The sequence below is a fragment of the Paenibacillus sp. JNU01 genome (genome assembly GCF_059130585.1).
Map to the genome: position 1 here is coordinate 5,057,063 of NZ_CP169723.1, position 26,200 is coordinate 5,083,262.

Below are 26,200 nucleotides of genomic sequence, written 5' to 3' on the forward strand. Positions count from 1 at the left end.
GCTTGAAAGACTGGGATCAAGCCAGTTTGCATTCCCTTGTATACATGTATTCAATATGTGCACAAGAAAAATGATCAAGAGAGAGGGAGAACTTACAACATGAACAGAAGACTCAATCTAATTTTCCTCAAACGATGGTTTATGCTATTAATCATCGTGGCGGTTGCGGCTATGCCGCTGCATGCCTTCGCCGCGGAGGCGGAATTCGGGGCTGATCGGCCTTGGATGAACAAATCCTTATCTGCGGAGGAGCGCACCGAGCTGTTACTCAAGGAGATGACGCTGGAGGAGAAAGTTGGATTCGTAACTGGTAAAGTAAATAACTATTATGGTTTCTATAATGATGGATTGGAGCGCCTCGGCATTCCGGCATTACAGATGGCAGATGGACCTGCAGGGGTACGTGTGGCCAACCCGGATGTGCAGGACAAAAAGTCTACGGCACTGCCTGCACCAATTGCGCTAGCTGCTTCCTGGGACACTAATCTTGCCAAGAAATATGGTGATCTGATCGGTCAGGAAGCACATGATACAACACATAATGTAGTTCTCGGCCCTGGGCTGGATATTGCACGTACACCATGGGGTTCCCGGAACTTTGAATCGCTCGGTGAAGATCCATTGCTGGCTTCCGGTATGGGTGCAGCGTATGTAAACGGAATTCAAAGCAATCCGGTTATCGCTACAGCGAAACACTACATCCTGAACAACCAGGAGACGGAGCGTTTCACCACCAATGCAACAGCCAGCGAACGTGCCATTCAGGAAGTCTATGCACGTCCGTTCCAAGCGATGGTTCAAAAAGCGGATCTCGGTTCCGCAATGTGTTCATTTAACCAGGTGAACGGTACATACGCTTGTGAGAACAAGGAGATGCTGACCGATGTCCTTAAGGATCAGTTTGGCTTCGAAGGGTTCGTCATGAGTGATTACGGTGCAAACTTCAGCACTGTCAAATCCGCCAATGCGGGTCTGGATCTGGAGACACCTGGGGAGCCGTATGGCAAATGGGGAGACAAATTGCTGGAAGCCGTGAACAAAGGCGAAGTCAGCGAGCAAACGATTGATGAGAAGGTTAGACGCATTTTGCTTCAGATGTTCGATAAAGGGCTGTTCGATAATGCTGTAACGAATACACAAATCAATGCCAAGAAAGACGGCAAACAAGCGCGTGAAATTGCAGAAGAGAGCATGGTTCTTTTGCAAAACAACGATAATGTGCTGCCACTTTCCAAGAAAGACGTGAAATCCATCGCGGTCATCGGACCGGATGCAGATAACGCATCAGCTGCTGGTGGTGGTAGCAGTCTGGTTAACCCGACGTATACGGTAAGTCCACTGCAAGGTATCCGTAACCGTGCCGGTAACGGTGTGGATGTAAAATATGCGGCCGGAACTGATCCAATCTCCGCAGGAGATGCATTTAATGGACCGTCTGCCGTACCTTCCACTCTTTTATCGCCAGCAGATGCTCAAAAAAGTGAAAGAGACTATGGTACAGATCGTGCGGAATACGGTCTGCGTGCTGAATACTGGACGAATAAAGATATGGAGGGTAACCCTTCTCTGGTCCGTACAGACAATCAGGTCAACATGAATCTTGGATTTTACAACTATGAAGGTTTTAACGCACAATCTTCCAAGCTTCCCGTGACACCAACCAAATTCAATGCCAAAATGTCAGCTCGTTGGACAGGGGCGATCACAGCGCCTCAAACGGGTGAATATAAACTGTCTCTGACCAGTCTCGGTTCTGCGAAGCTGTATGTGGATGACAAGTTGCTCGTAGACAATCAAGGTGAAACATTGAGTACAACCAAGAAAGAAATCACGTTCAAAGAAGGCGAGTCCCACGACATTCGGATTGAGTATCGTACCGATTTCCCGGTACAGTCCAATCACGATATGGGTGCGCAGGTTCGTTTTGGCTGGGAAGCTCCAGAGGACGCTGTTGATATCAAAATGCAAAAAGCAGTTGATCTGGCGAAAAAATCCGATGTTGCCGTCGTGGTAACTCGTACGTATGACAGTGAAGGTTATGTCGACCGTTCCGATCTGGAGCTGCCGAATAATCAGGAGCAGCTTATTCGCAAGGTTGCGGCAGCCAATCCAAAAACGATCGTGGTACAAATGAGTGGTCGTGCTGTTGAGATGGACTCCTGGCAAAAAGAAGTGCCATCCATCGTTCAGGCTTGGTATGCAGGTCAGGAACAAGGGAATGCCGTGGCACGTGTTCTGTTCGGTGATGTGAATCCATCCGGTAAATTGCCGGTGACGTTCCCATCTGATGATTCCCAGACCCCGGTATCTACTGCGGAACAATTCCCGGGTGTAAATGGGGTGGGTAACTACTTTGAAGGTATCTTTGTAGGGTACACAGGATACGACAAAGAAGGCATGACACCTGCGTTCGCCTTTGGACACGGACTGTCGTATACCGATTTTAATTATCGTAATCTGCATGTGAAGAACACTGGCAAAGGCGACAAAGCAACCGTTGAAGTGTCTCTGAACCTGCGCAATACCGGCAAAGTTTCCGGTGCAGAAGTGGTACAGGTCTATGTCGGCAATCTGCCAACCAAAGTGGAGACGCCAGAGAAGCAGCTTGCTGGTTGGGCAAAGGTTGATCTGAAGGCAGGCAAGCAGCAAAAAGTGAACATTCAACTGGATCGCAGTGCACTGTCCTATTGGGATGAAACATCCCATGAATGGGTAATGCCTAAGGGTAAAGTTCAAGTGTATGTCGGCAGTGCATCAGATGATATCCGTCTGACAGGCAGTGTGAATATCGGAAGCAAGTCCGGTAAATAAAAGTGAAGTCAGGGAGATCGCAAAAATGAGTCGTGGCCTAATGGCCGCGGCTTTTTCCATAATGGAAGGAGAGTGAAGTGTGATGAACATGGGCTGGCGTGAGCATCCCAAACGATGGATCATCCTGTTCATCGCTGTTTGTTGTTTCGGTGTTGGGGTCTGGATTATCTTCAACCGAAGTGAAGAACCCGCTCCGCCACCGGTTGTGGACAAGCTGAGAGCGGCCGAAGTATGGTTAACCACAGGAGATCAGCAAAATCTGCTTACACCACAAAAGCCTATTCCAATTACAGATCAGAATGATGCAGACACAGGCTCTTCAGTCGCTTCAACGCAGGAGTCAGACACTTCTTCGTCGGAGTTCACCATACAGATTAACCCGGACAAGACGTATCAAACCATGGATGGATTCGGTGCAGCGATGACAGGTTCATCGGTACATCTGATTGATCAGCTTCCAGAGGAAAAGCAAGAACAACTACTGAAGGAACTGTTTACAATGGAAGGGCTAAACATGGATATGGTGCGTCATACGATTGGTGCTTCCGATTATTCGGTGGGTGAATCAGGTGAGGCTTCAAGCTATACCTATGATGATATTGAGTCCGGCACGGATTATGAGATGCAACACTTTTCGATCGATAAAGATCAGGATGTTGTGAATATATTGGAGCGTGTAGCTGGATTGAAACCGGATCTTAAAGTGTTGGGCACACCGTGGACGGCCCCGGCTTGGATGAAGTACGGGGAAGAGAAGACCACTAACGGCTGGTATCTGGATTATAACAATCCCAAGGTATATGAAGCTTATGCGAGATATTTTGTGAAGTATATCGAAGCTTATCAGGCGAAGGGCATTCCCATCTACGGGATCACGTTGCAAAATGAACCGGAGTTCACCTCGGATAAATATCCGAGTATGAGTATGGGGGACGAAGAACAAGCTATGTTCATTCGGGATGATCTCGGCCCGGCACTACAGGATGCGGGACTGGATACACGAATCATCGCATATGATCATAACTGGGATCGGGCGGTCGAATATACCGGCAAGGTGCTGGGTGATGAGCAGGCTGCTGCCTATATCGATGGATCTGCTTTTCACTGTTATGCAGGTGATCCATCTGCCATGTCGGAAGTGCATGAGCGCTTCCCAGACAAAAATATTTATTTTACCGAATGTAGTGGTGGGGAGTGGAGTCCTGATTTTGGCGAGAATCTGAGCTGGCAGATGTCCAATCTCATCATTGGTGCACCTCGCAACTGGGCGAAGAATGTACTGCTCTGGAACATTGCACTCGATCCGCAAGGTGGTCCCACGAACGGGGGCTGTGAGAACTGCCGTGGGGTTGTGACGATTGACCCGGACAGTGATGAAATCACTAGAAATGTCGAGTATTATGCGTTGGGCCACATCAGCCGTTATGTGCGTCCGGGAGCTGTAAGAGTGGATTCCACGCAAGAACATGGGCAGATCGAGAACGTTGCCTTCCGCAATCCGAATGGAACGATGGTGCTGGTTGCAGCTAATACGGGTGAGGCAGATGTTTCCTTTGATGTAGTCATGGATGGAGATACGTTTCGATATGTGCTGACTTCCCAATCGGCAGTTACCTTCCGTTGGAACCCGAAAATGGGGACAGAGCATTAATTCAAGCTTGGGGATTAGAGTGCAGATGGAAGGATGGCATGGTAAAAGGCTTTTGGAGTTTTTTTGAATAGGTTGTTAAGAGATAAGGGGCAGGTGGCTTATCCGTGAGCCTGCCCATAGATAAACACCCCGGAGACCTTTTCCATGAGATGGGAAGGTTGCCGGGGTGTTTATCGTTTCTCTTACCGGTTAGCCTCGGTCAATGGACCGGGCCGGAAGGGAATCTTTTTTTACCGGAGATTAATGTGTCTCTTCATCCAGAAAAGGTTTGTTCACCGCATAATACATAAAGCCCATCAGCAGCACACCACCCACCAGATTACCCAAGGTCACGGGCACCAGGTTGTGAAGCACACCTTCAAATGAGATCGTCCCCGGGTGATTCAGCACAAGCGCGATCGCGAACGTACACATATTGGCGATGCTGTGCTCATATCCCGAGATGAAGAAGCAGAACACAAAGAGCATCATGGCAAACATTTTGGCTCCATTCTCCTTCATGAACATCGGGACAAAGAACGCCATACATACGAGCCAGTTACACAAAATTCCCCGGAAAAAGAGCTGCATGGTTGGGACCTCCATCTTGTGCTCCACTACGCTTAACAGAAACCCATTCACCTGAGACGAGTCGAACAATCCGGTCAGGTATATTAACAAGGCAAACACGGCTGCGCCCATCAGATTACCGCTATAACTTGCAATCCACAGCTTAATCACTTCGAACCAGCGCAGTTTCTTGCGCAGCGCCGCATACGTGTAATAGAACGTATTGCCCGTGAACAGGTCACCCCCACCGTAGGCGATCAGGATGATGGCCGCGCCAAACGTAATGGCTGCCATCGGATAGGTAAACGGGGACTGCTCCATATAAAAGAAGTTACCTGTCTTAAACGCCACGATGACGCCGAATCCGATAAACATACTGGCCAGCATGGAACGTGCAAGGTACCTGATTAAGCTTTGTTTGTAAATCTTGTGTTTCTTCAGAGCAAGTTGTTCCACGTTCCGTAGAGCTTCCGTTTCCATAATTCTCCTCCAGTAGTTAAGTTGAATGATTGCATTAACTTACAAATCTCACCAAGTTCCTTTTATTATAACGATTTTTGAGATAGTAACACGCTTTTTCAGAAAGAATATCTTTAATCAGTTAAAGTTTATTTTGGATGTGAACTTATAATATGGGTTCATATTGTTTGCATTTTTTGAATAGTTATTTGCATATTTTTCTCGTTCCGTAATTCTGAAATTTATATAGAACAATGTATCACCATGTTAAGTGAAATTTGTATGGGTTACATCGATATAATCTTCTTTTATCTGGTTTTTTTACTAGTTGTTTCGTTCAGAAATTGTTCAGAGTATCTTGATAAAATTTGTGCGGAAAACGAAGTTTTATTGGGAGGAACAAATATGAATCAGGATTGGAAAAAAGTGTTGCTGACTTCACTGGTAGTAGGCATGCTGTGGGGAACTCAATTTGTCAACGCAGCAGAGCAAACCGGAGAAGCAACAGTCTCCGTATCATCGGTTTTTACAGATCAGAACGATATACGATCGTCCTCTCTTCAAGCGGTAAAGGAAGCAGTAGAGAAAGGGTTGATCTCGGGTTATCCAGATGGATCATTTCACCCTGACAAGCCTTTGACTCGGAGAGAAATGGCTGTGTTGTTGGCCAAAGCATCACAATTAGAGACCGATAAGACTTCCAACACTGGGCTTAACCATTCAGATTGGGCCACTCCTTATATTGAAGCAATTCGTCAAGAGGGATGGATGACCAGTGATGCAACAGGTAATTTCCGTGCTAACGATCCGATTCGTCGTGAAGAGCTTGCTTCCATTTTGGTAAGAGTTACAGGAACACAAGGAGCAAAGGGAGGCCAACAGCAGACGCTTGCAGATGAATCTACGATAAGTGGTTGGGCTAAAGAACAGGTACATACGGCGTTGAAACTGGGGTTATTGGATTCCAATGAGGGGAAATTCGAATCCAAGGCTTTGGTGGAGCGGCAAGATATAGCAAAAGTTCTCGTTGATGTTTTCCAGACGGGTGAGCGGACAGCCTCTTTGACTGCACTGGACGGAGATATTGCTTATGTGGATGGACGTCCATTTGTGATTAGTCAGGCATTGCAAAGAATTTTGAATGACGAGAACAAAGAAGCATTGCAGAACGCAGTAATTACTTATGATGCACGTACACGTAACCTGTCTGCCTTATCAGAAATCCAGATCACCCAAGCAGGCACGCCACAAAATTACGTGAAATTAAATTTGGTCGGTACCTCCTATCAAGGTGTGGTCACAGTCTCTTCAAATCATGTTGCTCTCAAGGCCGATACCTTGTCCAAGGTTTTATTAAAGCCAGGCGTAAGTGCGATAACGATTGATGGAGATATCGATGCGGTAACCGTAGATACGACTGACAAAGTCACTGTTCTAGGAAGTGGAACGTGGAAGGAAATTGTGTTAAAAGACGTGAAATCCATTATTCAATTACCGACAAGTGTAAAAACAAATACAGTTATTCTTCCAAAAGGCGGTGTAACCTCACAGATCATTCGTAGTGCACCACCACTAACCGCACCATCCAGCAATACCGTGGCAAACAACTCCAATTCTGGCTCAGGATCAGCGACACCAACAACTCCTACACCGACTCCAGAACCTGAGCCGCCGGTTATTGTACCTCCGTCTCCTCAGAATAAACCGCCTGTTGTTCAGTCTAACATCTCTGACATGATGGTGTTTTTCGGACAAGGCATGCAAGAGGTTGATCTTGGAGCTGTATTTACTGATCCAGATGAGGATGAGCTAAACTATGAAATTACCGAAATCGATCATAATATCGCTACTGCGAATATTCAGGGTTCAAAATTAAAAATTGTGGATGTTGCTATAGGGCAAACCACGGTTACGGTGAAAGCTGCAGATGGAAAAGGAAGAAGTGTATCGGCTACATTCATTTATTTGGTGAAACCGGCCTTTGTTCCACCACCATTCCCGCCTTTACCGCCTATCATCATCCCACAACCACCAATCAACCATGCTCCTGAAGTGGTAAAAACACTGCCAACTGTTACGGTTGAATTGGGTACCGTGAGTAAGACAGTTGATTTGGCTGATGTGTTCGCTGATATGGATGGCGACATTCTATCGTATTCAGCGCAATCTTCTGATCCCGCTGTGGTAGAAGTGAGTGTACAAGGAGATATATTGACTTTAGATCTCAAGAACTTTAAAGGTTCTGCCACCGTTAGCGTCAAGGCTACTGATCCCGCTGGTAAAGACGCTGAGACCACATTCACGGTTAAGGTGGAGGACCCGGATGCAGGAAAGAGCCTGTTTATTTCCGAGGTGGTCTGGGGAGAAGGCACTACTCAAGCGATCGAACTGTATAATCCAACGTCCAAACCAATTGAACTCAGTCAGTTTGAAATTAAACGTAGTGATATAGACGATCCGATTACGTTTGCTCCTGGAACTATCATTGCACCTTATAAAACAATGGTCATTGCCGATGACTCCACAGATTTCACGATCAATGAGGACGAAATCTATTATGTGTCTTTTAATTTTGATATTGATCAACCCCAAGACATTACTTTGATACTCTATCAGATTAACGATGGGGAACCTATGGATACAGCCATCTTGAAGCCTGCGCAATCTTTAACAAGGACGTCAGGCAATGTTCGTGGTGATGCAAATTATGAAGGAGCACGATGGATCCAACAAGGAGAGAACTATTACAACGGTCTGGGTAACTACACATCCTCACCTTCGATTCCTTAATTTTGAATATCCCACATGAAGGAGAACATCTATGCCCAAAATAAGAAGGACTGTGCAGCTCGCTTTGATTGCGTTGCTTCTTTCCAACACTGTACCTGTATCTGCACAACATGATAAGTCGGAGGCACAGATTATGTCTGTGTCTGACATATCCTCAGATGATAATAACAATAGCAAATTAAACGATGTTATGAATAGGGCCGTAACCATGGGGTTCATCAAAGGTGATCCGGATGGGGATGTTCGTGCAGCTGACCCAATCACCCGTCAGGAACTGGCAGTTGTTCTTGCTCAAGCTCTGGGTCTCACACTGGACAAGTCAGTCTCAGCATCTTTTACGGATGTGAAATCTACTAGTTGGTCAGCACCTTCGATTCAGGCGGTCAAGAAGGCGGGGATTTTACAAGGAGATGCAACAGGGCGTTTCCGTCCACAGGCCCAGATTACTGGACAGGAACTGGTGACGGTTCTTGTAAGAGCCACGGCTTTGGCTAAACAAGAAGTTCAGGGAGATTCTCTCCCCTCAGATTGGAAAGAAGCGAGTACATGGGCTGCTCCATACATTCGAACTGCTGAGAAGGCTGAAATTCTAAGCGAATATCAGGGACCAAATAAAGTTAAACAAGGGCTTGTTCGGGGTGAAGCCATAGGCATGTTGTTGTCGGCCCTATTCCCGGAAAACCGCTTGTCTGTCATTCAGTCAATCGAAGGAAAGCAGATTCAGATCAACGGTGTTGTCTATCAGATTTCTGAACAAGTGGGAGGCCTTTTGAATAATCGCAATAAGGCTGTACTGGTTCAGGCTGGAATACGGTTTAAGAGTCAAAATCATACACTCACCGAGATCAAGGGGTTGGAAATTAGAACGGGGGGTCAGGATGCGGCCTCAGGAAAAGCTGAATTTAGCGGAAATCTGCTATTGGAGGGTGGAGACGCCGTAATTCATGGGGATCTAACGACGAAGGCAGACTTTGTTTCAGTGGAAGGACTTACAGTCGAGGGCAAGCTGACGATTGCCCCCGAGGTCAAACATGATTTTTATGCCAAAAATATCAGTGTGAAACAGTCTGTTTTCGTTTATGGCGGTGACAGTAATACGGTTGTATTTGACAATTCCACTCTCAATAATGTGGATGTAGATAAAAGCGATGTACATGTGGCACTAACAGGGGATACCCGTACTCAAGAAGTCAACATTAGATCAGACAGTATGCTTGATATCGGGAAAACAGCTAATCTCCCGTTATTAAATATTCTCGAAGGTACAAGCAAAGTAGAGCTACAAGGAGCCGTTGATACGGTTCAAGTGAATACATCCAAGTCCCTCCAACTCAACGGTAACATCACTTTACAGCAACTCAATGTCGATGGGACAGGCGCTGTCAATATTAATGCATCAGGCTCCATTCAACAACTTCAAGTGAATAACCCTTCCGCCCAGGTTAATGTGGCGGGCAATGTGAAAGTTTCGGAGATTTCTTTGGCTGCTGGAGTCTCGTCTTCAGCTGTAAGTGGAAATACAGGAACGTCATCTCCAAATCCGGTATCTTCTTCATTAGGGGGAGCAAGTGGGGGGAGTGGAGGCGGAACATCTCCTGTTGTTGCCAATCGTGCTCCTGAACTACTCAAATCATTCGAAAGTCGCAAGTTTACACGGAATGGACAAGGGGCAACGTTAAACCTAAACAACTATGTGACAGATCCGGATGGTGACTTGGTAACTTATACGGTCAGTTCATCCAAACCTGCCGTTGTAAAGGTTATCCTGAATGGATCGCAATTGGATGTTGTTCCCTTGGAGGATGGCACGGCTACCATAACAGTAACTTCCAATGACGGCCGTGGTAAAAGGCTGAGATCCACATTCGAAGTCTACGTGAATAGACCTCCTCTTGCATCACCAATTCCTGATCAGGAATTGATAGCTGAGTCAGGTAGCAAGGATGTAGATCTCATGGTCTATGTTATGGATGATGTGAAGTATGAATCGGAGTTGCTATACAGTGTAACAAACAGTGCCCCGGAAATCGTGCACACTGAAATCGTGAAATCGAACTATGCTGAATCTGTACTGAGGTTAACGCCTAAAAAGGCAGGTGAAGTTATTCTTAAAATTAAGGTAGATGATGGGCAAATAGCAGATGATGGCAGTACGGGAGTTACTGAGCTTGACATGAAAGTTGTTGTTCTGCCACCACTCAATCGTGCGCCCGTGGGGGAAGCCCCATCGAAAATAGAGGTATACCTGGGGGAAGACATCCCTGTAGTAAAGTTGAACGAGGGATATACTGATCCAGACGGTGATCCTTTGACGTATACAGCGACTTCATCCAATCCAGACGGGGTAACAGTAGAGGAAAATGAGGGTGAACTGAAGTTAACATCACTTCAAAAAGGGACGTATACGATATCATACACAGTGAATGACGGTAACGGAGGAATCACTACAGATTTCTTTGAAATCGATATTCTACTCGTTCCAAATCATAATCCGGTAGGAAATTCACCAGGATGGGTTGAAGCATACCTGGGTTTCCTCACAGATCCTATCCCCTCGGTTGACTTGAATGATTATTATACAGATCCGGATGGTGACCCACTCACATTCAGTGCATACTCCTCTAATCCTCACTTAATTGTTAAGGAGGAAGCTGGTGTACTGAACTTTACCACTATAGAATTTGGAGAATACATCATTTATTATTCAGTTGAGGATGGAAAAGGTGGTCTCATTTCAACTGCATTTCAGATAAGGGTTAATCCTAAGCCTAATGCTTCTCCAGTGCTTACTCAGCATCTACCTGCTCAAACGGTGTTTGTAGGTAAGGAAGATGCGGTCATTAATCTCTCGGATTATTTTAATGATCCCGATGGAGATGCATTAGAGTTTAATACACCACTTGATTTCAATAATCTCCTGATCGCAGCGGTGGATATTCAAGAAAACAAGCTGATTATTCATCCAAGACGGGTTGGTAAATTTCAAGCTAACATCAAAGCAAAAGATATGTATGGAAAAGAAGCGTCAGCCTATATTGACATTGAAGTTCTTGAATCTGGGAATATCAGTTCAATTCCGGATCAAACGGTAACATGGCCTTGGTCTGTTCTGAATCTTGATCTGACATCGTACCTGCTGAATTTTGATTCAGCTACGTTAACAGTGGATGCTTCCTCAGCAGATCCCAATATTGCGACGGTCTCTACCAATAGCTCACAGATAACTGTTGCTCCAGTTGCTGCAGGAAATACGACAGTCACGTTAACGGTATATGACCAGAAAGGTCGTAGCGAACAAGCATCCTTTGGCGTGACTATACAAGGAGAGCCTACTGGCCCTAACTTGGCCCCTGAGGTAGTGAGTAGCATTTACGAACAAGTATTGACACCTAATGTAACGAATGAGCGCACGTATGATCTGAGTCAATTGTTCAGTGACCCCGATGGAGATGCGATGCAATTCACGATAAGCAACAGCTCAAATGAAGCGGTGAATGCAAGCATTAATGGTAACCAGATTATACTAAAACCGGGAACAGGGAATGTCGTTGCCCCTTTAACGATAACAGCAAAGGATGGAAAAGGTGGACAGGTAGATTACACCTTCAACGTTCGCACTGCTTCTCTGGTTAACGGTGGGGTTATGCAGATCAATACGAAGTCCGGCGTCATAGATCCTCTGACCCTTTCAGCTTCCAATTGGTTCCCTGGGCAGACGAGTTTTAAAGTATATAGCGGTACGCCGGATTCGACGTTTACAGGACCGGATACGATTAATTCTTCCCAGATCCCTTTGAGTGTATCTCCGTTACTATTATGGATCATAGGGGATGACGGTAGGGCCGTGGTCGTTCAGGTAAACTCGAAAAATCAGGGCACCTCAGAGTTGTTCTTCTCTCAGTATGCAGACGCAGGGGACGGACGCAGTGTAGTTCAACTTTATTACACAGGTGACGGTGATCCGTCGCATAAAGCAACCGGATATCAGTTGGAAGTTCATCAATGGATGAAAAAGACATCCACAATGAAAGTGACAACAAGAAACATATCTGATGTTACTTCAGGGTTACCTTATTTAAACATCAATTATACTTTTTACGACTTTTTCGATATAACGTCAGCTTGGTACTATAATGATGAATTGGAATTGTATAATCCGAATGAGTATAATGTCGTTGCGTTCGTTCTGAGAAAAGATGGACGAATCGTAGATGTCCTAGGTGACCCAACTTCACATGATCAATTCATGCCTGCTGGCGGGACGTTTATTCGAAAACGGGGGATATATACAGGTTCACAACAGTTCTCATTAACCGGTGAATGGAATGAGTTTCCTAAAGGAACTCTACAGTACGTGGACAAACATACACCGTAGACTTGTATTTGCTACAATGACGTTCAGTTTAACAGAGGGTACGTCCTAATAACGAAATGAAAATCCTCCACGCTCTGAAAGAGAGTATGGAGGATTTTTTCATTTAACCGGATACGGATACATACAGGATCTTAGGATCTCAATCTTCTGCTCCTCTGTTCGTTCACGCGGTGCCAATTCTTCTGCATAGGAACGCTCCACCTTGGCGCGCATAAAACGCTCCGCATATTCGTTTGGACGAGAGTGAAGTTCTTTGGCGTACTCACCAAATGAGCTGACATCCCGTACCTTTTCCAACACCCTGTTCAGTAGCGGACTGCCTGCATAGAGCAAGGAGGCCGTCTCTTCAGATTCAAACTTGAGGAACAGAATAGCTTTCTGTAGGGCGTTGATTTCACCTTGGGTGAGGTAAACAGCCTGCGTAGCATGCTCTCCTGATACTTCTGTTTCTTCTGCTTCTTCTGATGCTCCTGGTGTTCCCGGTGAAAATGGTTCATGGTCCTGATTCATAAATCATCACTTCCTGTTATGGAATGCAGTTCTCGCTTGGCGGAAGCGCCGAAATGCGGATGAGATTGAAGAGATTTTAGTGCAAGGACTGCGCCCGGAACATGTTTGTGAGCAGTAAGAATAGCAAAAGCTGCACCTTGAAGTAAAATGTAGGCATTCCCCGACAATACATCCTGGGCCAACGTAATCTCAGCTTCCGTAGCAGGTAACAAGGCCAGAGTCTGTAACGCATAAATCTGTACATCCTCATCTTCTTCCGAGTCACGAACAAGTTGTGCGGCAGCATGACGAATTTCATCCAAAAGTGAGGAAGACTCTGCCATGCCCAAAGCTCGCCATGCTTCGATACGGATGAGATCCTCTTCATGTGTATCCATACCGATAGATAGAACTTGATGTGTAAGTTCGCTATCGGTTAGTTCGATCAGATCACGAAGTGCCTGAATTTTCTCTTCACCACTGATTTCGTTAAAATCAGGGTGTTCATTGTTGTTATGATTGAAATGATTCATATCAGACATCTGCATTATTCACCTCCTGAAGAATATGAAGATGGGGGCGGAAGAATGATCGGACGAGCTGCCAACGCCTCCTCTACAATCTGTTCTGGCGTCAGGTCTCGATCACCCCAGTAAATCAGGTTACTGATCTCAGCGTGAGGCACCTGTTGTTGCAGCTCCGTCAACATGTCATCCAACTCGGCTTCGGTTCCTTCGGCGTCCATTAGTTTGCGAACCAATTCTATCAGATGCGAACGATTGTCCATATGTATTTACACCTCCTGAATGATTAATATCGTGAAGCAACTAGTCTTTCATGGGCTCATTCAATGGATCATATATAATGATCACCGGTAAAAATTTGGGCTCAAGCATCAGACTAATACGTTGTTCATCTTGATCAGTATAAGAAATGATATAGTTCCCGAAATGAGACTCGTATATGAAGTCTTTGAATTGAAAGGAATGTTCTGGATACTTTATCTTCACATATAGCGCAGTAACTCCACGGGCTAAAGTTTCTTTTAACACAGGAATTTGGGCCAAAAGCATAATAGCGACCAGAAAAATTAGTATACGTTTAGCGAGACGGGTCAAATGGATTCACCCCATTATCGTAAATCAATATTTTAACAAATCATGAAGGCCCATCTCAAAATAGATTTCACTCCATACGTATAGCCAGATTACCAAACTGCTCGCCATTTTCCATACGTTCGAACGCTTTCGCTACGTCCTGCAACGGATATACGCTATCGATCACAGGATGTATATCATGCTGTTCCACCCATTGCAGCATCTGCACAAACTCCTCACGGCTGCCCATAGAGGTGCCGATTAGACTGATCTGCGGGAAGAAGATAGAGCGAATGGGTAGGGTCAGATCATCCCCCGAGCTTGCACCATACATCACGATACGTGCACCTGGTCTAATTATATCAAAATATTTTGGGAACATGGCTTGTCCGATGCTATCCAAGATCATGTCCACAGGTTCCAAATCGTTCTGCAAATTCCAATCGGCATGACTATCCAGTGCATGGGTAGCACCCAAGCGCAGTGCCTCATTTCTTTTGGCTTCACTTCTGGAGGTGACAGTCACCTTCGCGCCGGCAGCGACAGCCATGAGCAGGGCATAGGTCGCCACACCACCACCAATACCGGGAATGAGCACATGTTCACCTTGCTTTAATACGCCGCGAGTAAATAAGGCGCGATAGGCCGTCAGCGCTGAGAGGGGTAACACGCCTGCTTCCTCCCAAGATAGGTGGACTGGTTTAGGCAGGGCATTTTCAGCAGGCAACGTTATATATTGAGCCAGTGTTCCATCCGTCGGACCACCAACAATATCGGGCACGATGGGTACGTTATTCGCAACTTCCCAACCGAGCGTAGGATGGATAATGACTTCATCCCCTATCGCGAGTCCACTTACTCCTTCGCCAATCCCAAATATAATACCTGCTCCATCGGAACCGGGAATGAGCGGGGTGTCCTGAGTACTGCGTCCTGCCATGACAAATAGATCCCGATGGTTGATACCAGCGGATTTTAATTGAATCTGCACTTCCCCGGCTTCGGGTACCCGAGATGTTGACTCTGTATATTGAAGACCTGCAAGGCCGCTCTGGCCTGAATGTACGATAGCTTTCATATTCAATATTCCTCCTGTCGATATAATCGGATTTCACTACTGAGCCTCATTGTACAGATGGTGCAGATTCACGTAAAATGAACAAAAATGATGGTCAGTATCATTGAAAATAATAGATAAGCACTTTGCATGAATCGATGATGTAGAATGCCGATATAAACGACGAGCAGGTGATCAGGGTATGGATGCAGGTGATTTAAAAATATTTCAGGCGGTTGCCCGCGAAGGTAGTATCAGTAAGGCTGCACTCGCACTCAATTATGTACAATCCAATGTGACCACACGAATCAAACAGTTGGAGACACAGCTACAGGTTCCGCTGTTTCATCGTTCCAATCGGGGGATGTCTCTTACACCAGCGGGCGAGAATCTGCTTGTGTATGCGGATCGAATTTTGCAATTATTATATGAAGCAGAGCAGGCCACACAAGTGGGAAATCCGCCTTCCGGCATGCTTCGTCTGGGTGCCATTGAGACAGCAGCTTCCACTTTCCTCACGCCGCTCCTGGCTGAATACAGCTCATGCTACCCGGAGGTACAACACTCGCTTGTCACGGGTGGGACCCATGAGCTGAATCAGAAGGTGATCCAACATGAATTGCATGGGACGTTAATATATGGCCCAATCGATCATCCTGATCTGAACTATATGAAGATGTATGACGAGGAATTGGTGTTGATCGCTCAACCTGGAGTGCATGAGATACACGAGTTATTATCCAAGCCAATGTTGTTTTTTGAGATCGGCTGCACACATCGCACTCAGGCGGAATCCTTTCTGCAAGATCAGGGTATCCACTCACTGAGCATTATGGAATATGGAACACTGGACACGATTCTGAATGGGGTATCTGCCGGGCTCGGTGTATCATTGATGCCACGATCTTCAGTTACCAAAGCAGAATTAAGAGGTGAGATCGCGGTGATGTCTTTGCCAGATCCCTATTGCCGGTTGGAAGTAGGATTTGTGTATTCCCGTGGTGAACATATATCAAGTGCGCTAAGCGCTCTGGTACAGATCATTACAGAACCAGAACTATAGCGGTTATTGAAAAAGTAAGCTTTTGAACACGCATTATTAAAGGAGTGAATGACTTTGGAGGATACTACGTTAACATTGGCTGATGCATTTAATCAGGTAGAATTTATTGTGGGCGGTCATGGCAGTCGCAAGGTGAAGGTGCTTCAGAACGTACTGGACCAGATGGATGGGGAGACCTTCAGTGATCACTACGGAAACGGCCCGATCATTGAAGAATTTCAGCAACAGATGGCTGACATTCTCGGCAAGGAATCGGCGGTATTCTTCCCAAGCGGAACGATGGCGCAGCAGATTGCATTACGGATCTGGTGTGATCGCAAAGGGATAAAACGAGTAGCCTATCACCCTCTATGCCATCTGGAAATCCATGAAGAAGATGGATTGAAAGAGTTGCATCAGATTGAATCGATTTTGCTGGCGGACAAGGATCGGCTGATTCGTTTGCAAGATGTACAAGCGCTTGATCAGGACATTGCCTGCCTGCTCTTGGAACTGCCACAACGCGAGATTGGCGGGCAATTGCCAGCGTATGAAGAACTCGAAGCGATCTCGGCCTATTGCCGTGAACGCGGAATTAAGCTGCATCTGGACGGGGCACGCCTGTTTGAGATTACTCCCTATTACGAGAAAACGCCTGCGGAGATTTGCAGTCTGTTTGATACGGTGTATGTGTCCTTTTACAAAGGGATCGGGGGCATTGCGGGGGCCATATTGGCCGGGGACACGGATGTGATGCAAGAGTCGAAAGTATGGAAACGGCGGCACGGCGGTGATCTGATTGGCCTGTATCCGTATATTCTGAGTTCCCAGTATTATTTCAATGAACGGATTGGCAAAATGGAGCTTTATTATGAGCAGGCTAAAGAACTGGCATCTCTATTGAATGCGTGTCACGGGATACATACCTTGCCTGAGGTCCCGGTATCCAATATGTTCCATGTGCACTTTGCGCTCGCTGCTGACGAAGTTGAACCCCTTCTTGTGCAAATGGCTCAGCGATATGGCATAGGAATGACTTCATATCTGAACAAAACAAGTGCGAACAGCTGTGCTTTTGAATTGTCCACGGGGGATCGTTATGAGAAACTTCCCCAAGATAAGCTGCGTGCAGCACTGGAATGGCTGGATCAAGAATTGCGTACACAGGTGAGATAACAAGAGGATTCTAGTGTAAAGGAGGAGTCCAAGTGAAGTCGATCGAATTGGAACCGATTCGTGATCTTTTGGTGAAAGCTTACGATACGACAATGGGAGAAGGGTGCGCGCCGGAAACGCAACAGAGCATTGAGGATATTGAGCAGAAGTATAACGTAAAACTGCCCGCAGCGTACCGTGCACTTCTGCTCGAATTCGGAGCATGTAATTTCGGCGATCCAGCCTTGTATTCAGCCAAAGAACTGGATTGGGCATATCCCGAGTTTCTGGAAGTCTATCGTGAAGTTAAGAAAGAGTACCACCTGTCAGATGATCTCAATCCGTTCCCGATTGGTGGATTTGGCGAAGGAAGTATGGCTATGCTCGATCAGACCTCGGGCAAGATCCTGATGTTGATCCACGATGCAGGAGATACGCCAATTCGAGAGATTGCAGCAGACTTTAATGACTTAATGACGCAGCTGACGGAGTCCGCGATCTGGGTACAGGAACAGATGAATTAACAGGGAGACGGAAGGAAGCGCAACAGACCTATGGATATTCGTAAGTTAAGATATTTTATAACCGTGGCGGAGGAGCTTCATTTTCACCGTGCAGCGGAAAAATTAAACATGACGCAGCCACCTTTGAGCCAGCAGATTCAAAATCTGGAGGAAGAGCTTGGCGTAAAGTTATTGGAGCGCACGAGAAAAATGGTTCGTTTGACGCCAGCGGGTGCCATCTTTCTGGAACAGGCCAGACTCATCATGGCCCAACTTGATCGATCCATTCAGCTTACACAAAAGGCTGATCAAGGTATCATTGGACATATATCCGTGGCCTTCGTGGACTCCGCTTCGGGCGGGATCATGGTGGAGGTGCTTAGAAAGTTTCGCACTGCATATCCGCAGATTGAATTGACATTACATGAGATGACTTCATCCCAACAATTACAGGCATTGGAAGACGGACAGATCCATATTGGATTTTTGCGGTATCAGGAAGATACCCGGCATGTTTCCTTCCGCCCCTGTCAGGAGGAAACGTTGCTCGCCGTGTTGCCTGATCATCACTCCATGGCAGCCCAGACTCAAGTTTCGATTCGGGAACTGGCGGATGAAGATTTTATTTTATTCCCACGGCATCTTGGCTCCCCATTTCATCGAATGGTTCTGGACTATTGTAGAGCACATGGTGTAAATCCACGAATTACGCAGGAAGCGATCCAGATGTATACGATTGTAAATCTAGTTGCAGCGGGCATGGGGATTTCCATTGTTCCCTCCTCGGTGGATGTGTTCCAGCGAAAGGGTGTGGTCTTTCTTCCATTACAAGAAAATCCGCCCTCCGTACCGTTGTATACGGCATGGCGGACGGATATGAATCAGGAAGTGGTATCCCGTTTTATGGACATTGTTGAGCGGGAATATGAGTTGCACTAAAGGTTATTTACACTTACACTGCGATGACAGAACAACCTTCCAATCGCTGTTATCCCCAGATTTTTTCGATCCCTTTCTCAAGGGGAAATCTGGTGCTAAAGGCGAAGTGTATGCTTCCGAAGTAGCTTTCTTGCAGAAAGCTTTTAGCTCCGCTTTTTCAGGTTTTTTTGTCCTCTCCGTTTTCGTGTAAATGATTAGTTCAACTTAGTATGTTGTGAGTAGTGAAAAAAGAAACTATCCCGTCTTGGTTGGATCACGCTCAATCCAAGGATTCAGTATTTTATCAATACGAGTCATGATCGCAGAGTCCAGTTTCACACCGGAGGCTTTTACATTTTCCAATACCTGCTCCGGCCTAGATGCACCGATAATGACGGAACTGACATACGAATGCTGGAGAACCCAAGCCACAGCGAGTTGAGGAAGAGTTAGACCAATCTCTTTAGCGAGCGGAACAAGCTGTTGCACAGCGGTAAAAACATCTTCGCGTAGCCACTGACCAGCCAGTTTATTGAAAAAGGGTGCACTTGCCTCCCCAGCTGCACGTGATCCGGCGGGCAACGCTTCGTTAGGCACATATTTGCCTGATAGTATACCCTGAGCCAGAGGAGACCATGTAATCTGTCCCAGTCCTGCCTGGTCGCTTGCAGGTACCACTTTTTGCTCAATCACACGCCATAACATTGAATATTGGGGCTGACTTGCAATGAAGGGTACATGAAGTTCCCGCGCCAAAGCGCTCCTCTTGCAATCTGATCCGCGTTCCATTCACTCACCCCGATGTAGTGAACCTTGCCCTGACGCACCAGGTCGGAGAATGCCAGAAACGTCTCTTCCAGCGGCGTGCTGTAATCATAACGGTGAGCATAATAGACATCGATATAATCAGTCTGTAGCCGCCGTAATGAACCATTGCATGCTTCCATGATGTGTTTACGTGAAAGTCCGCGGTCATTATGACCTGTGCCGGTTGGGTGACAGACTTTGGTGCATAGTTCAATACTTTCTCTTCGTATATCCTTAAGAGCCTGTCCCAAGACGGTTTCTGCCTTCGTATTCGAGTACACGTCTGCCGTATCAAATGTGGTAATGCCTGCATCCAAAGCGGCGCTTACACAAGCTTCTGCTATTCCATCATGTACTTGGGCTCCATGCGTAATCCAATTCCCCAGTGAAATCTCACTGACGGTTAATCCACTGTTTCCTAACTTGCGATACTCCATCCATGCCGCCTCCCTATGTGATCTGGACTCCATTGTAGCAATGGCAGATTAATAGGTGAAATATCTTTTACCCCCATCTTTGATATGAAAAAGATATCAGTGCACCTACATGTTCTCCTGTATGTATTTACGATAGAGGGCAGGCGTAATTTCCTCGAACTTTTTGAATATTTTGATAAAATATCCCGATTCATTGAATCCCAGCTCATCACTGATCTGTGAGACAGGCATGTCGGTGACCTCCAGCAATTGCTTGGCCCACTTAATCTTGAGTTTTGCCAGGTAGGTTGTGAAGTTCTCACCCGTTTCCTTGGCAAACAATCTGCTGAAATAACTCGGACTCAGGTGGCACAGATCAGCCATTTGTTTGAGCGAAACCTGTTCGCTTTTGTGACTATGAATGTATTCAAAAGCAGGCTGAAGCACCGGACTGGAGCTTTCCGCATCACTTGGGCTGTTCTTGAGATAGGCATCCGCAATCGCATTGGTCATCTCTTTTTTGATCGACTCGATATTACGAATGGAGTAACCCGGCAGAATGGTGGAGAGGTTCAGAGACTCCTGATTGCCTGAAGCTTTCTCGAACATTTCAACTAATAAATTTTTGTTGAGCGCTTCCTCCACAATGTAGTTGCAGAGCAGGGATAACATGTTGGAGATTTTCACAATCTCTTCATAGGTCATCACAGGCAGCTGGGCGTAATCATCCTTTAGTTCCTCCAGCTTCGCTGCATGCATGGGGACGTTTTTGGACGTGACAATTTGCTCCAAGTCGCTACCTTTCTCGGGATCGGCGAGTTTCACTTGTCCTGCCATGACGGCGCCGATATATTTGCCATCGATTGTGATCGGAATCGCGATATCTATAATATTGAAATGGCATAAATACACATAAGGCTCATTCAACCGAACGGCTTCCAGGCCGCCGCGTGAATCACATTTTTGGCAGTAGGGGAGCAGCTCGGGGTCTTTGCGTACGTTCTGGCAGAAGGCCTGACAGCTGCTATGACTGGTTACAGGAATGCCTTTATAATCAACGGTGAGGATCGCCAGTTTGGTTACTGTTGCAAGAGAATCTTGTAGACGCTTCCATTTATTAAGGTCCAAAATTTTATTGATATGCAGATATTCTTTGATCATTGGTGCAACCTCCATATCTAACCTAATTCATGATTTAGGCCGTTAAAAGTTAGCAAGTTGTACATATTAAGATGTAATGATGACGGGTAATGTATGATGGGAGGTCAAAATTCAACCATCTCATGACAATAACATACCATGATTGCACCAAAAAGCAAAAAATTACGATTGTAAGTTATAATAATTTGTTATCAAAGTCCACTGTAAACCTGCTGGCTATGCGTTATATTAAGGTCAATTGCAAGAGATTAAAATTTAATGTATTCACTACACCATTCCATATCCTTTAGGAGGCTATATTAATATGAGAAAAGCATTTATCAGCCCAACCAAATATGTACAAGGCGAAGACGAATTGTTGAACCTGGGGTACTTTGTGAAATCCTTTGGAGAATCTGCCTTGCTGATCGCACATCCGGATGATGTACAGCGTGTCAAAGCAAAGCTTGATGCAACAGCTGAGAAATTCAATATTACATTTGTTGAAAGCGGTTTTAAAGGGGAATGTTCCCGTGAGGAAGTTGCTCGTCTGCAAGCGATCGCGAAGGAAAAAGGATGTGACTCTACGATCGGTCTTGGTGGCGGTAAAGCCATTGATGCGGCCAAATGTGTAGCTGAAGGCGAAGCATTGATCATCTGCCCAACGATTGCGGCAACAGACGCACCGACAAGTCACTCCGCTGTATTGTACACACCGGATGGTTCTTTCGATGACTATGCTTACTTCAAACAAAGCCCAAGTGTGGTTCTCGTTGATACAACCGTAATTGCCAATGCACCAACACGTTTCCTCGTATCCGGTATGGGAGATGCGCTCTCTACATACTTCGAAGCAAGAGCAACAGCGAAATCCTATTCCCGTGTAAACGCAAGTTTGCCAATGGGTTCTCGTGAAGGATATACACCATCCGCAGTAGGTACCAATGCGGCACTTGCCTTGGCAAAACTGTGTTATGAAATGCTGCTGACTGACGGTGCCAAAGCCAAGGTAGCAAGTGACAGCAACGTCGTGACCCAAGCGCTGGAAAACATTGTTGAGACGAATATTTTGTTGTCTGGCCTTGGATTTGAAAGTGGCGGTCTGGCTGCAGCACATGCGATCCACAATGGTTTGACTGTTCTGGAGGGAACACATCACTTCTTCCACGGGGAAAAAGTATCTTTCGGTACGATTGCACAACTCGTGCTTGAAAATGCACCAACCGAAGAGCTGCATGAAGTCATGGACTTCTGTCTCGAAGTAGGACTGCCGATCAGCTTGGCGGATATCGGTGTAGATACAATTAGTCAGGAAGAGCTGTTGAAAGTGGCAGAGATCGCTTGTATTCCGGAAGAATCCATTCACGCGATGCCATTCCCAATCACCGTTCCTGAAGTGGCTGCTGCCATTGCTGCGGCTGACCGAATGGGTCGTGAGTACAAAGCAGCACGCCGGGAGGCAAAATAATGAAAAAAATCATTAACCAAGCTGAACATGTTGTTATGGAAATGTGTAACGGGATTGCGCTTGCACACCCGGAGCTTGAATTTCTGAAAAAATATAAAGTCATCAAACGCAGAGAGATTCAGGCCGATAAAGTCAGCCTGATCAGTGGTGGCGGCAGCGGACATGAACCGGCTCACGCTGGTTATGTCGGTAAAGGGATGCTGGATGCAGCGGTATGTGGAGATGTATTCGCATCTCCTTCTCAAATCCAGGTGTATCAAGCGATTAAGGCAACCGCCAGCAACAAGGGTACACTCTTGATCATCAAAAACTACAGTGGTGACATGATGAACTTCAAGAATGCAGCGCATCTGGCTGAAGAAGATGGTATTGACGTACAGTATGTTCGTGTTGAGGATGACATCGCTGTGCAAGACAGCTTGTACACGGTAGGACGCCGCGGTGTTGCGGGAACTGTACTGGTTCACAAGATTGCCGGAGCAGCAGCCGAAGAAGGCCGCAGCCTGGCAGATGTGAAATTGGTTGCTGAGAAAGCAGCTCAGAATGTTCGCAGTATTGGTTTTGGATTCACATCCTGTACCGTGCCAGCCAAAGGCACGCCTACATTCGAAATTGCTGAAGATGAGATGGAATTCGGCGTAGGTATCCATGGTGAGCCAGGTATCCGTCGTGAAAAAATCGTATCTGCGGATGAATTGGCAGGACGTATGGTTGAAGCGTTGCTCGCAGACATGAAGCTGGATAAGGATGCATCCGCTGAGATTGCGGTACTCGTGAATGGTTTTGGTGCAACGCCACTGCAAGAACTGTACCTGCTCAACAATTCCGTTCAACGTGAGCTTGCAGGACATGCAGGTCTAAAGGTTGCGACTACGTTTGTAGGCAATTACATGACAAGTATCGATATGGCAGGGGCATCGGTTACGATTCTGAAACTGGATGATGAACTGAAAACGCTGTTGTTCAAGGAAAGTGATACTCCTGCGTTTAAAGTATCCGGTCCTCCAGTGGCACAAGTGGCGTATTCCGAAGCGTTGGAAGCGGTTGTTGGTGAAGACGCTCCCGTATCTTATGAAGTGGAGACGGATGCATCTGCTGCGGTAATCGAAGGCAATCAATTTTCACTGGACAATGTCGTCTATCTGATCGATAAAATGGGTGAGATCATCATCAAGAACGAAGTGCCGTTCTGTGAACTGGATTCACATGCCGGTGATGGCGATTTCGGTATGAGTGTGGCCAAAGGCTTCCGCCAGTTGAAACGCGAATGGAATCACATCATTAACGAAGATAAAAAAGACATCGGATCGTTCCTGGATGCATGTTCCTTGGTCATCATGGAATATTGTGGCGGCGCATCCGGCCCAATCTGGGGTTCGGCATTCCGTGCGGCTGGCAAAGCTGTAGGGGATAAACAGCAATTAAATGTTGCTGAATTTGCTGAGATGATGCATGCAGCCGTGCAAGGGATTCAGTCTACTGGAGAGCGTTCCTTCGGACGAGGTGCCGTTGTAGGCGACAAAACCTTGATCGATGCACTCGTTCCATGTGCCGATTCCTGGACGCAAAGTGCGAAGTCTGGTGATGACTTCAAAACTGCATTTGCCAAAGGTGCAGCAGCAGCTGTTGAAGGTGCGAAGAAAACCGAAGATATCGTGGCACGTATGGGCCGCGCAGGTACTGTCGGCGATCGCAGTCTGGGGTACCCAGATGCTGGCGCGTATGCGCTGGGTGTTATATTCACAGAGCTGTCCGAGTCGATGAAGTAAAGCTGTCGGCAAACTCGCAACTGTAAAATTATAGAGTGTTTCTACGAAGAGGATGTCCATAAGTCATGAATATGACGGGGGACATCCTCTTTGCTGTGTTTTTTTGTGGTAATGAACCTGTGTTGGGTTCGTTAGCAATTGGAGCGAGGGTGAATTCCTTTTGAGACAGCTCCTCCGTTGTAAAGAGTACATAGTCAACCTAAATGAGCTTATTGAAAACTTCTATAATAAACTCTATCTGGAAATTACAGGTGATAATTCATATACTTATAGGAGTATGGAGTCTGCACAAGCGATCAGATTTCTCACATCCGTATCTGACGGAAGAAGCTTAGAATGCTTATAAGGGGCGTTTGGATTTGGTCTATAGTTTTTGATAAAAAATGATACGGAGGTAGAAGTTATGAGCGATATAAAACTGCCACTGATAAGACCTTCTGTACATGGTTACCTATGTAATGCCTATCCACTCTCAATTGTAATGCAGCATAAACAATCGGAGGCTTGGTTTTACAGTAATTATATTCAATTGATTTGTGCTGGAAACTTTCCAGAAGGGAAATTCTTTTCGTTTTATACATCTAACTTGCCTTGGTATGATTTCTTTATGAGTTGTCCTCTCATTAACTATCAAAAGATCAACCAACACTTTTTGGAAAAATATATGGGGGGCATCATCAGCTTTATTTGTGATTCTATTGATCAAAATCAATATATTCATTTGTATGTGGATGAAAGTTATATTGCCCATAAAAAGGCGTATAAAAAATATGCTTTGCCGCATGAAATGTTAATTTTCGGTTATAACAAAGAGACATTAAAATTTTATGTATCAGGCTATAATTCAGATGTTATATTCGGAGAATATGAGGTAGGCTTTGAAGAGTTTCTAGTCGCTTTTAACCATTGTGATAAAACAAAAAATAGAGAATATGTATGTTTATTATCGTATAACCCAGAGCATAATTATCATTTTGATCTAAAATTGATTATTAGATCTTTGAAGGAGCTAAGGTTTAGTCTCAATTCATCTTATCATTATCGTTCTATGAGCACTCCTTCTAATTGGATCTTTGGATTATCCATCTATGATCATATTGTTCAATATTTAAGTGATCAAGTTAGTACATCAAAGGAAAAGATTGATATACGAATCTTTCATACCATGTGGGAGCATAAGCGTGTGATGTTGGATAGATTAGATTATTTGAAAGAACATCATTATTTGGACGATGCTGACGAGCTTATAAAAATATATTCTGAAATCGAATCGGATTCAAAAATTTTAAGAAATTTGGCTATAATATATAACAAAAATGAGAACGCCACCAGTATAACTTCTATCATTGAAAAACTGAAAAAAATCAAGACTATAGAAGAGAATGCATTAAGCGACTTAATTTCAAAGTTGGAAAGTGTGGAGATCGATGAAAAGCTCCTGAGTCATTATTATCTATAATGTATACAGAGGTGCAGTATGAGGTATAGGAATCTATGATGCGTGTAAAGTATAGCCATAAACCTTAAAAAAAGTTGTCTGATTTAATGTTTAATGTAGACAATACACAGCTAGCGATTTATTAGCTACAACTAAAGGGGGAGTCAGAGAAAGCGGACTTAGCTCCCCTTCGTATCAACTAATGAGCATCCAATTTCCTTCCGAATGTCCTGTTCTCTGCACGCTTGAATACCCCATACATAACC

The 26,200-nt window shown here is 45.5% G+C and carries 17 protein-coding genes and 1 pseudogene; 11 read left to right on the forward strand and 7 right to left on the reverse strand.

The genetic code is table 11. From position 1 onward, the window contains the following. The first annotated feature begins 99 nt into the window (after positions 1-99). Complete coding sequence (locus tag NLBNIHML_RS22015; RefSeq protein ID WP_494352758.1) at positions 100-2,811, forward strand: glycoside hydrolase family 3 C-terminal domain-containing protein; 2,712 nt, start codon at positions 100-102, stop codon at positions 2,809-2,811. A gap of 82 nt (positions 2,812-2,893) precedes the next feature. Beyond that, positions 2,894-4,462: a glycoside hydrolase family 30 protein gene (locus tag NLBNIHML_RS22020; protein ID WP_494352759.1), complete on the forward strand. Its 1,569-nt coding sequence runs from the start codon at positions 2,894-2,896 to the stop codon at positions 4,460-4,462. Positions 4,463-4,702: 240 nt separating this feature from the next. Here NLBNIHML_RS22020 and NLBNIHML_RS22025 read toward each other — a convergent pair whose 3' ends face one another. Continuing rightward, positions 4,703-5,491, reverse strand: a complete 789-nt coding sequence (locus tag NLBNIHML_RS22025) for a formate/nitrite transporter family protein (RefSeq protein WP_017690511.1) — start codon at positions 5,489-5,491, stop codon at positions 4,703-4,705. A gap of 384 nt (positions 5,492-5,875) precedes the next feature. Between NLBNIHML_RS22025 and NLBNIHML_RS22030 the strand changes: the two genes are divergently transcribed. Both NLBNIHML_RS22030 and NLBNIHML_RS22035 read left to right on the forward strand, forming a co-directional pair. Next, positions 5,876-8,260, forward strand: coding sequence for an S-layer homology domain-containing protein (locus NLBNIHML_RS22030; protein WP_494352760.1), 2,385 nt, complete (start codon positions 5,876-5,878; stop codon positions 8,258-8,260). Positions 8,261-8,291: 31 nt separating this feature from the next. Further along, positions 8,292-12,635 carry an S-layer homology domain-containing protein gene (locus NLBNIHML_RS22035; protein ID WP_494352761.1) on the forward strand — a complete coding sequence of 1,448 codons (4,344 nt, stop codon included), beginning with the start codon at positions 8,292-8,294 and terminating at the stop codon, positions 12,633-12,635. A gap of 99 nt (positions 12,636-12,734) precedes the next feature. Here the strand turns inward: NLBNIHML_RS22035 and NLBNIHML_RS22040 are convergent, their stop codons facing one another. The 4 genes from NLBNIHML_RS22040 to NLBNIHML_RS22055 form a co-directional block, all read right to left on the reverse strand. After that, positions 12,735-13,145: a hypothetical protein gene (locus tag NLBNIHML_RS22040; protein WP_494352762.1), complete on the reverse strand. Its 411-nt coding sequence runs from the start codon at positions 13,143-13,145 to the stop codon at positions 12,735-12,737. Continuing rightward, a complete protein-coding gene (locus NLBNIHML_RS22045) occupies positions 13,142-13,672 on the reverse strand; it encodes a HEAT repeat domain-containing protein (RefSeq protein ID WP_494352763.1) in 531 nt (176 codons plus the stop codon). The genes NLBNIHML_RS22040 and NLBNIHML_RS22045 overlap by 4 nt, the downstream gene beginning before the upstream one ends. After that, positions 13,672-13,911 (reverse strand): bacteriocin immunity protein, encoded by a 240-nt coding sequence (locus NLBNIHML_RS22050; RefSeq protein WP_494352764.1) that lies wholly within the window; start codon positions 13,909-13,911, stop codon positions 13,672-13,674. Before NLBNIHML_RS22050 ends, NLBNIHML_RS22045 begins: the two co-directional genes overlap by 1 nt. Positions 13,912-14,309: 398 nt before the next feature. Then, positions 14,310-15,299: a quinone oxidoreductase family protein gene (locus NLBNIHML_RS22055; RefSeq protein WP_494352765.1), complete on the reverse strand. Its 990-nt coding sequence runs from the start codon at positions 15,297-15,299 to the stop codon at positions 14,310-14,312. 181 nt (positions 15,300-15,480) lie between these two features. Here NLBNIHML_RS22055 and NLBNIHML_RS22060 point away from each other — a divergent pair, with 181 nt between their 5' ends. From NLBNIHML_RS22060 to NLBNIHML_RS22075, 4 genes are read left to right on the forward strand one after another with little or no spacing between them, the layout of a single operon-like run. Further along, on the forward strand, positions 15,481-16,341 hold the full coding sequence (locus tag NLBNIHML_RS22060; RefSeq protein WP_494352766.1) for a LysR family transcriptional regulator: 861 nt from the start codon (positions 15,481-15,483) through the stop codon (positions 16,339-16,341). Positions 16,342-16,395: 54 nt separating this feature from the next. Further along, entirely contained in the window at positions 16,396-17,496 is a 1,101-nt protein-coding gene (locus NLBNIHML_RS22065; RefSeq protein WP_494352767.1) for a threonine aldolase family protein, read from the forward strand. A 32-nt stretch (positions 17,497-17,528) separates the two neighbouring features. Then, positions 17,529-17,999: an SMI1/KNR4 family protein gene (locus tag NLBNIHML_RS22070; protein ID WP_494352768.1), complete on the forward strand. Its 471-nt coding sequence runs from the start codon at positions 17,529-17,531 to the stop codon at positions 17,997-17,999. A gap of 30 nt (positions 18,000-18,029) precedes the next feature. Further along, positions 18,030-18,917, forward strand: coding sequence for a LysR family transcriptional regulator (locus NLBNIHML_RS22075; protein WP_494352769.1), 888 nt, complete (start codon positions 18,030-18,032; stop codon positions 18,915-18,917). Between the two features lie 234 nt (positions 18,918-19,151). Here the strand turns inward: NLBNIHML_RS22075 and NLBNIHML_RS22080 are convergent. After that, a pseudogene (locus NLBNIHML_RS22080) lies at positions 19,152-20,140 on the reverse strand (aldo/keto reductase family protein). 105 nt (positions 20,141-20,245) lie between these two features. Further along, complete coding sequence (locus NLBNIHML_RS22085; protein ID WP_339239799.1) at positions 20,246-21,280, reverse strand: PocR ligand-binding domain-containing protein; 1,035 nt, start codon at positions 21,278-21,280, stop codon at positions 20,246-20,248. Between the two features lie 304 nt (positions 21,281-21,584). Here NLBNIHML_RS22085 and NLBNIHML_RS22090 point away from each other — a divergent pair, with 304 nt between their 5' ends. From NLBNIHML_RS22090 to NLBNIHML_RS22100, 3 genes are all read left to right on the forward strand, one after another. Next, complete coding sequence (locus NLBNIHML_RS22090) at positions 21,585-22,727, forward strand: glycerol dehydrogenase (RefSeq protein ID WP_076333049.1); 1,143 nt, start codon at positions 21,585-21,587, stop codon at positions 22,725-22,727. Continuing rightward, the gene (gene dhaK / locus NLBNIHML_RS22095; protein ID WP_494352770.1) at positions 22,727-24,496 is read left to right on the forward strand and encodes a dihydroxyacetone kinase subunit DhaK; all 1,770 of its coding nucleotides are present in this window, start codon (positions 22,727-22,729) and stop codon (positions 24,494-24,496) included. Before NLBNIHML_RS22090 ends, dhaK begins: the two co-directional genes overlap by 1 nt. A gap of 403 nt (positions 24,497-24,899) precedes the next feature. Further along, the gene (locus NLBNIHML_RS22100) at positions 24,900-25,955 is read left to right on the forward strand and encodes a hypothetical protein (protein ID WP_494352771.1); all 1,056 of its coding nucleotides are present in this window, start codon (positions 24,900-24,902) and stop codon (positions 25,953-25,955) included. Positions 25,956-26,200: the final 245 nt, after the last annotated feature.

Coding starts and splice junctions, on each gene's coding strand:
- NLBNIHML_RS22015 (WP_494352758.1), top strand. CDS start 100: ATGAACAGAAGACTCAATCTAATTTTCCTCAAACGATGGTTTATGCTA.
- NLBNIHML_RS22020 (WP_494352759.1), top strand. CDS start 2,894: ATGAACATGGGCTGGCGTGAGCATCCCAAACGATGGATCATCCTGTTC.
- NLBNIHML_RS22025 (WP_017690511.1), bottom strand. CDS start 5,491: ATGGAAACGGAAGCTCTACGGAACGTGGAACAACTTGCTCTGAAGAAA.
- NLBNIHML_RS22030 (WP_494352760.1), top strand. CDS start 5,876: ATGAATCAGGATTGGAAAAAAGTGTTGCTGACTTCACTGGTAGTAGGC.
- NLBNIHML_RS22035 (WP_494352761.1), top strand. CDS start 8,292: ATGCCCAAAATAAGAAGGACTGTGCAGCTCGCTTTGATTGCGTTGCTT.
- NLBNIHML_RS22040 (WP_494352762.1), bottom strand. CDS start 13,145: ATGAATCAGGACCATGAACCATTTTCACCGGGAACACCAGGAGCATCA.
- NLBNIHML_RS22045 (WP_494352763.1), bottom strand. CDS start 13,672: ATGCAGATGTCTGATATGAATCATTTCAATCATAACAACAATGAACAC.
- NLBNIHML_RS22050 (WP_494352764.1), bottom strand. CDS start 13,911: ATGGACAATCGTTCGCATCTGATAGAATTGGTTCGCAAACTAATGGAC.
- NLBNIHML_RS22055 (WP_494352765.1), bottom strand. CDS start 15,299: ATGAAAGCTATCGTACATTCAGGCCAGAGCGGCCTTGCAGGTCTTCAA.
- NLBNIHML_RS22060 (WP_494352766.1), top strand. CDS start 15,481: ATGGATGCAGGTGATTTAAAAATATTTCAGGCGGTTGCCCGCGAAGGT.
- NLBNIHML_RS22075 (WP_494352769.1), top strand. CDS start 18,030: ATGGATATTCGTAAGTTAAGATATTTTATAACCGTGGCGGAGGAGCTT.
- NLBNIHML_RS22085 (WP_339239799.1), bottom strand. CDS start 21,280: ATGATCAAAGAATATCTGCATATCAATAAAATTTTGGACCTTAATAAA.
- NLBNIHML_RS22090 (WP_076333049.1), top strand. CDS start 21,585: ATGAGAAAAGCATTTATCAGCCCAACCAAATATGTACAAGGCGAAGAC.
- dhaK (WP_494352770.1), top strand. CDS start 22,727: ATGAAAAAAATCATTAACCAAGCTGAACATGTTGTTATGGAAATGTGT.
- NLBNIHML_RS22100 (WP_494352771.1), top strand. CDS start 24,900: ATGAGCGATATAAAACTGCCACTGATAAGACCTTCTGTACATGGTTAC.